We start from the raw sequence: 7,749 nt of genomic DNA, 5'->3' as shown, positions 1-7,749 counted from the left end.
CCCACTACGAGGCCGATCCGGCGCCTTGCAGCTGACCGCACCAGGTCACCTCGCTACTGGCTGACGCGGCACTAGCCGACGGGGCGGCGGTCGACCGGCGTGTGGGGAACGCTGATGCCCACCGCCGTACGACGCGGCCCGGACCATGGGGCCGGAACCGCGTCGATGTCCCGAGCCAACCGGTAGGCAACAGCCTCGTAGTTGACCCGCCAGCCGTGGAAGTGCGGCCACGCCTCCTCCGGTGTGCGCTCCATCGGATAGCCCTGCTCGCTCATCCGCGCCACGCCCTGCAGAAATTCCTCGTAGCTGAGCTGGAGTGGGTCCTCCGGGTGGGGATCGAGGTCGTACGGGACACGTCGGATGTCAGCGATATCGCGCAGGCAGACGAAGCCTGCCCGCAGGGCCATCCGCAGCTGGGCCTGCGGCAGGGAGGGATTGAAGGCCAGCCGCAGCGCCGCGGCGTCGAGGACGGCCAGCAGGGCGACCAGCCAGTTGCGGTTTGCCTTGGTAGACCGGAACTCGACCAGAATCGGGTAGGTGGTGTGGGTCTCGCTCACCGAGGCGCTCCACCGCTCCCAGTTGCGGAAGAGCTCGGTGAGGCTGTCCAGGAGTTTGACCTGCGCATAGCGGGCGAGGATCTCCGGCCCCCAGGGCGGGCTCCCCGCGCGGACCTGCAGCAGGGTGACCTCGGTCTCGCGGCGCTGATAGGCGTTGTAGAGGGTGGGCAGATAGCCGACCTGCAGGCCGACCACGATCGGCCCGGTGGCCGCCGCGCAGAAGTCGATGGCGGTGAGTTCCCCCCGCCTGCTGCTGGCGAAGCCGAGCGTGAACAGCGAGGAGCCCGCCTCGAGCAGTGCGTGCCCCAACCCGAGCCCGCTCACCGCCGTCAACAGCAGCGCATAGCCGACCAGGAAGGACGCGAGCCAGCCGATCAGGGTGACGACGATGGACAGCGGCGCTACGGGGGCCAGCACCCGGTCCTTGGCCTCGGCGGTGTGCAGGCCGTCGGCCACCAGCTGGAACGGCCCGTGGACCAGGCGCTGGACGACCCGGGTGAAGCCGGAGCGCAACGGCCTGGGGATCACCAGTGTGCGCAGCACCGAGGAGAAGATCCCCAGCACGATGACGGTACCGGTGAAGCCCAGCAGTACACGCACCGCAGTTCCGTTCCTTCCCGGCACCTGCCTCGATGAGGGAAGCGTACGGGCAGACCGGTCCACCAACGCGCAGCGGCGCCCCCCGCGATCGGGGGGCGCCGCATCGGCACAGCCAGTGGCAGACCCGCCGGCTGAGCCGGTCGAACGACCGGGTTCGGCGCACAGGGATCAGCGCATCGCCTTACCCGTCTTGCTGCCCAGGTCGTCGACGTACGAGGCGATCCAGGCCAGCGGCGCGTTCCAGTTGATGGTGATCTCGTTGGTCGAGAACGCCATGATGTCGTCGATGTAGCACATCGCCGGGGCACAGCCCTTGAGCTTCTCCTGGGCAACCGGGTCCTGCAGCCCGGAGTTCGGGCCTCCGGCCAGCGAACCGGGTGCCGGGTTCGGCAGCTTGCGGTCAAGCTGGTGCGCCCAGAAGCGGTGGTGCTGGTTGTGCGAGTTCCGCTCGCCGTAACCGGTGACGTAGGACTGGTTCAGCGGGTTCGCACCCAGCAGGTAGTCCATGCCACGCAGCACCGCGTCGCGGTAACGCGTCTTACCGGTCAGGTCGTGCGCGGTGGCGAGCACAACCATGTTGTTCAGCACCTGGCTGTTCGAACCCCACTCGTACTTGCCGTCCGTCGGCGCATACGGAACGCCGTAGGCCGACTTCGCGGAGTCCGCGGCGTAGCGGTCAGCGGCCTGCGTCACCGTCTTGCGCACGGCGTCGCGCTGCTTGTCGGTGAGCTTGTTGGGCACGGTGGCCAGGTCGAGCGCCCCGAGGCCCGCGGTCGACGACCAGGACATGCCGCCGCCGCGCGGGAAGAGCGCGTTGACGTCGCCGTGCAGCTTCGAGCCGAGGAACGCCTTGCGGTAGGTGTCCTTACCGGTGGTGATGAACAGCTCCGCCGCGGCCCAGTAGAACTCGTCGCTGACGTTGCCGTCACCGTACGCACCGCCGCCCGTGGAGTCCTGGTCGCTGGCGAACTTGTTCGGATGCGCCTTGGCCGCGTCCCAGGCGGTCCGGGCCACGTGCAGGGACCGGGCAGCGAAGTCCTTGTCATACGGCTCGAAGAGGCGGGCGGCCTGCGCAGCGGTGGCTGCCAGGTTGAGCGTGGCGGCGGTGGACGGCGCGTGCAGCTCACGCTGCTGCTTGTCCTGGTGCGGCGGCGTCGGCATCCCGGTCCACTGCTTGTCGTGCACCTTGTGGTACGCCATGCCGGCCAGGGGCTTGCCCTTGGGCACCTGCATGCGCATCAGGAAGTCCATCTCCCAGCGCGCCTCGTCGAGGACGTCCGGGATGCCATTGCCGTGCTCGGGCACCCGGAGCTTGCCGTCGCCCAGCGGCTTGGCGTCCGCGCCCTTGGTGGTACGGGTGCGCTCGAACGCGGACATCAGCTGAGCCACGGAAATACCGCCGTTGACGACGTACTTGCCGTGGTCACCGGCGTCGTACCAGCCGCCGGAGACATCCCGGCGGTAGTCGCACACGCCCTTCTGGCACGGCACGTCGGTGTCGCCCCGGTTCGGAGCTGCCTTGTCATGACCCGCGGGACGGGCGTACTTGTCGCCGACGATGTCCGCATCGATCTTGATGCCGCTGCGGTTGTGGTAGAAGTACGCCAGCGAGTCGGTGCGCAGCGAGCGGTAGAGGTTGTCACCAATGGTGAACGGCTCGCTCTTCTTCCCGTCGATGGTGACGGTGTAACCCTCGCCCTTGTCGGTCACCTTGCTGAAGTCGAAGGTGTGGACGTTCTGCCCGGAGCTCGGGTCGACACCTGCGGGAGTGGTGGTCCCGCTCGCTCGCTTCTTGCCGTCGGCGTCGCGGAGCGTCCACGTCAGGGACTTGGTGGCCGCGGTGACGACGGTGCCCTTCTTGGGGCCGTGGGTCAGGTAACCCACCTGGTTCACCCGCACCGGAGAGCCGGTGTCGGCCTTGGAGCCGGCCGTCTCGGCGCCGCTGCGCAGCGAGAGGTTGTCGACGGCCCCTGCCGCGGGGGCGGACAGGGCACCCAGTGCCAAACCCGCAGCGACCGCGGCACCCAGCATCCGGTTGCGGCGGCGGCTCGACTGGTCGAAGGCAGGACGTACTCGAGAGGGGGAATGAATCAAGACTCAGCTCTTCCAGGGGGGAACAAGGGCAACACAGCGGTCCGGGCACGGCATTGCCGCCGCGGCTGCGGGTGGAGTCAGCGAACGGTCCGTCATCTCAGCGGAGGTGAGATGTGGTCAGGCCCGCGAAGATTTGCAGGGGCCTGTGGTTGTCAGCCGCTCTGCTGCTCACCGGAGAGATCCGCGTACGGGCCCACAGCGCGTCGCCCGCCGTGGGCGGAGCCACAGGGGGCATTGATCACCGTGAGTAATTCAATCCGTACGCTATGTGAGACCCGGGTATGCGGAATCGCTGCTCCTGCTCACGGACCTTTCGGCGTCTTTTTGCATACCCCAGAGACTAGGAAAACGACCTGGCCTGCGGCTTCGTACGGATAGCGGAAATCCGAGCACACCAATCGACCGAATTCGACATACCTCAATTGAGGTATGCGGGCCGATCTCGGAAGCGGCGGCGGGTCGGCGCGAGGCCCGTGAGCAGCCCGGGCTCGGGATCATGTCCATGGCAGCGCGCCCTGGCCCCGGCATCACCCTCCGTGCACGGAGACGGCTGCGTAACACTTGATGATTCAACGAGGACGGCGCCGTGAGTGCCGACCCGAGCGGTCCGCGACGTCGGGGACCTATTTACCAGGTGGAGCCCGCCAGCATCGCCACTACGGGCCATCTGTCGTTATTTCAGGTGAACCATGAATCGTACTCCCCGATTACAGAACGTAGCTCCTACCTTTATTACCGTCCCCTGCCCAACTCCTGGTTCGGGGACAAGACTTCTGAGCTGGACACCATCTCGGGGAGTTCGCCTTGCGTCTGGTACTGAGGGGTGCGGACAGGGACGGTTCACCGCAGGGTGAACCGCGCAGCAACTGGCTGTGGGTGGCAGGGCTGGGCCAGGCCATCTGTATCGGCTCCGCGGTCGCTGCGGCCATAGGCGGGCGGTTCGCCCACCCGGCACTGGCCGTGGCGGATGTCGGGGTGCCGGCTGCGCATGGCGTGGCGGCCTGCTCGATCCTCGCGCGTGCGCGATCGGTCACCGGGCGGGTGCGGCTGCGGCTGCTGCTCCTCGGCGTATCGACGGGCGCGGCCGGCGTGCACGAGCTTGTGCTGCGCCAGCTCTCCGAGCTGCTGCAGGCATCCACCGGTGCGCTCTATCCGGCGATCGAGATGCTGGCCGTGGTGGGGATCGCCATCGCGCTGGGTATGGGCGTGGCCGGGTTGGTCGTGGCGGCCAGCGAAGGCGGCATGGTGCTGATCTGGCTTCGCCGGCTTCTGGACGGCTGGATGATCGCCGGATCGATGTTCACGCTCGGCTGGGTGTTCCTCCTCCATCGGGCCGATCTGGGCGGGGACGTCCTCAGATCGCTGTCCGACCTCGGCCGCGTGGTCGCGGACACCCTTGTCCTGGGGCTGCTGCTGGTGCTGCGTTTCGCCATGCGGCCGGGGGAGCGCGCGGCCGTCACCCTTGCCGCCGTTGGGCTGATGCTCTTCGCGGTGGGCGACATGCTCCGCATGTTCGCCACGGAGCCCGTCCTGACCACCGCCATTCCGCTCACCGAGACCTGCACGATGACCGGCATGTTCCTCATCGCCGCGGCGCCGTGGCTGCCTGGCGGTGCCAGCGCCCTCGATGTCGACCGGCGACAGCTGCCAGTGGCCGGAGTGGTGGCCGCGTTCGTCCCCGTGGTCGTGTGTGCGGCGGCCGTGGCCGCGCACACCGCGGCGGGTGGCCACCTCGATGCGGTCACACTGGTCGTAGGAGGGTCGGTCCTGCTGACGCTGAGCGTGCGGGCAGGCGTCGCGCACGCGGACAACCTGTGCCTCGTACGAGAGGTTGCCGCCCGCGAGGATCATTTCCGTACGCTCGTGCAGAGTTCGAGCGACGTCATCGCCATCGCCGGACAGGACTGTGTCCTGCTCTACATCAGTCCATCCGTACGGCAGGTATTCGGATACCGGCCCGAGGACCTGCTGGGCGTCCGCTTGCCGCTGCTCATCCATCGCGAGGACCTGGCGCCGCTGAAGAAGGCCATCGGACAGCTGCGGGAAGAGGGCGAGGTCAGCGGCCAGGGTCTGAGCCGCCGCGTCTCCTGCCGCATTCGGGCGGCCGATGGACAGTGGCGCCACATCGAGTCAACGATCAGCCCCCATGCCAATGGACTGATCATCAATAGTCGCGATGTGAGCGAACGCGTGATGCTCCAGGCCCGGCTGGAGCATTTGGCGTTCCACGACGCATTGACCGGCCTGCCCAATCGCGCCTTGTTCACCGACCGGCTCAAGCATGCTCTGGCCAAACGGTCGGCCGACAGCACCCCACCCGCGGTGCTCTTCCTGGACCTGGACGGCTTCAAATCAGTCAATGACTCGGCGGGGCACGCGGTGGGCGATGAGCTGCTCATCCAGGCTGCGCGGCGCCTGCAGTCCGCGGTACGGGCCGGGGACACCGTTGCCCGGCTCGGTGGGGATGAGTTCGCCGCGCTGCTGGAAGGGGAGGCGGGGTCGTGCGAGACCCGGACGCGGGAGGTGGCCGAGCGACTGCTGTCCGCACTGTCGAAGCCTTACTGCATCGGCGGTACGAAGGCGGTGGTCGCGGCTTCGATCGGGATCGCGGTGGCCAGTGCGGAGATCACCCCCAACACACTGATGCGCAATGCCGACCTGGCGATGTACGCGGCCAAGGCCGCAGGCAAGGGGCGCATCGAGGTGCACCGGCCGCAGACGTACCGCAGCGAGTGCCCGGGGTCTGCTCTCGCCGACAAAGGCTCCTATGCGTCTCCGGCACAGAAGTGATCGACCGCCGGCTCCCGGTGGTGCTGTGCCTGCTGGGGCAGGTCAAGCTTGCCTGTTCCGGAGAACAGTTGGCCGCGGACCGCGACAAATCCTTCAAGTGCCTGAGCGAGATGATCCTCGGTGTGCACGGCGATGTAGCTGGTCCGCAGCCGGGGTGACGCGGCGGGCGGAAATACCGGGTTGACGTAAACACCCTGCTGCATCAGAAGATTCCACGCCGCCAGAGTGCGCTGTTCGTCCACCGTATCGATGGGCACTATGGGAGTCGTACTGGCACCTATGGGGTAGCCAAGGGACGCCAGCTCCTTTCGCATGAACTCCGCCTTGGAGACGACTGCCTCGCAGCGCCACGGCTCCTCCTGGAGAATGCGAAGAGACTCCAGAGCCGCTGCTGTGTTGGCCGGGCTCAAGCTCGCGGAGAACAGCAGGCTACGGGCATTGTGGCGGAGATACTCAATGACATCCTCATCACCGAGGATTGCTCCTCCGGCCGATCCAAAGGCCTTGGAGAAGGTGAGGGTGACGATCGGAACCTGGTCCATGAGGCCGTAGTGGGCGCACGTTCCCTTTCCCTCGGCCAGAACGCCCGCACCATGGGCGTCGTCGACCAGCAGAGTGGCATCGTACTGCCGGCACACTTTTGTTAATTGGGGCAGCGGGCAGAGGTCGCCCTCCATGCTGTAGACGCCGTCGACGACGACCATCCTGCCGACGCCTGCGGGGAGTTGCTCGAGCTTACGCACCAGGTCCTCGGTGTCGTTGTGGGCGAACCACTGGACTCTGGCCCGGCTGAGCCGGGCCGCGTCGATAAGCGAGGCGTGCGCCTGCTTGTCGATGAGGATGTAGTCTGCCGGGCCGCACAGCCCGGTGACAGCGGCGAGGTTGGTTTGATAGCCGGTGGCCAGCAGCAGGGCAGCCGGCTTGCCGAAGAACTCGGCGAGTTCCTTCTCCAGGTGGTCGTGGAGTTCGAGGTTGCCATTCAGCAGCCGGGAGCCCGTGCAGCCCGCGCCGTACCGCAGCGAAGCCGCCGCGGCGGCATCACGCACACGCGGGTCAGTGCTCATTCCGAGATAGTCATTCGAACCGCACATAACGACTTTGCGTCCATCAGGAAGCTGGGCCACACCTCGGTCGCGCTCGCTGAAGTTGAGGTAGAAGGGGTACCATCCGCTTTTTTTGAGGTCTCGAGAACGGGTGTACGCGATGCACTTGTCGACGACGCTCATCCATGGCCTTCTTCCGGCGCTCCCAGAATGGAGCAAGTGTTCAGCTCGTTTCGCGCAGCGGCCCCTACCGCAACACACGTAGAGTAAATACTTCCGGATGAACAGATAGAATCACAATACGGAGCTTCCCCCTGATCAAACTCGATCACTTGCAAGGCAGTTTCGGTCGGAGTGTGCCACGCCGTGATCGCCGATGGCGGGGATTGCGCGCGGCTCGGCTGGAGTTGGGGCGTAAACCCGGTACGTAAGCAGGACAATGCGGTCAAGATTGAGGCAGGAACTGTCAATTTTACTCCCGTGGCCCAGGAGATCAGCTCGCCACGGTGTACGGGCGGTCGCGCCGGGCGTCATGGAGTGCCCTCGTACGGCCAGCCTTCCAGGGCGGGAGGCCGGCCGGCGGGTTACTCCGCCTCGCCGCCTTCCGCCAGTGAGCAGCGGTGTCGCCCCAGCCAAGCAAACATCTCCGGGGCCGCCTTGTCCAG

At 66.9% G+C, this 7,749-nt stretch carries 4 protein-coding genes; 1 reads left to right on the top strand and 3 read right to left on the bottom strand.

What is annotated here, in order from left to right:
* Nucleotides 1-71: 71 nt before the first annotated feature.
* Together ACY34J_RS28510 and ACY34J_RS28505 are read right to left on the bottom strand one after the other, a co-directional pair.
* Nucleotides 72-1,157, bottom strand: a complete 1,086-nt coding sequence (locus tag ACY34J_RS28510) for a hypothetical protein (RefSeq protein WP_462729513.1) — start codon at nucleotides 1,155-1,157, stop codon at nucleotides 72-74.
* Nucleotides 1,158-1,325: 168 nt separating this feature from the next.
* Nucleotides 1,326-3,188 (bottom strand): glycoside hydrolase family 9 protein, encoded by a 1,863-nt coding sequence (locus tag ACY34J_RS28505; protein ID WP_462729516.1) that lies wholly within the window; start codon nucleotides 3,186-3,188, stop codon nucleotides 1,326-1,328.
* Nucleotides 3,189-4,055: 867 nt separating this feature from the next.
* Between ACY34J_RS28505 and ACY34J_RS28500 the strand changes: the two genes are divergently transcribed.
* Entirely contained in the window at nucleotides 4,056-6,041 is a 1,986-nt protein-coding gene (locus tag ACY34J_RS28500) for a diguanylate cyclase domain-containing protein (protein WP_462729514.1), read from the top strand.
* On the opposite strand, the gene ACY34J_RS28495 is transcribed toward ACY34J_RS28500, so the two are convergent.
* Entirely contained in the window at nucleotides 6,017-7,267 is a 1,251-nt protein-coding gene (locus ACY34J_RS28495; RefSeq protein ID WP_462729515.1) for an aminotransferase class I/II-fold pyridoxal phosphate-dependent enzyme, read from the bottom strand. The two genes, ACY34J_RS28500 and ACY34J_RS28495, sit on opposite strands and share 25 nt — an antisense overlap.
* Between the last annotated feature and the right edge of the window lie 482 nt (nucleotides 7,268-7,749).

Source organism: Streptomyces sp. HSS9-12, assembly GCF_054963655.1.
This window is presented reverse-complemented; position numbering and strand designations above follow the sequence as displayed.

Coding starts and splice junctions, on each gene's coding strand:
- ACY34J_RS28505 (WP_462729516.1), bottom strand. CDS start 3,188: ATGCTGGGTGCCGCGGTCGCTGCGGGTTTGGCACTGGGTGCCCTGTCC.
- ACY34J_RS28495 (WP_462729515.1), bottom strand. CDS start 7,267: ATGAGCGTCGTCGACAAGTGCATCGCGTACACCCGTTCTCGAGACCTC.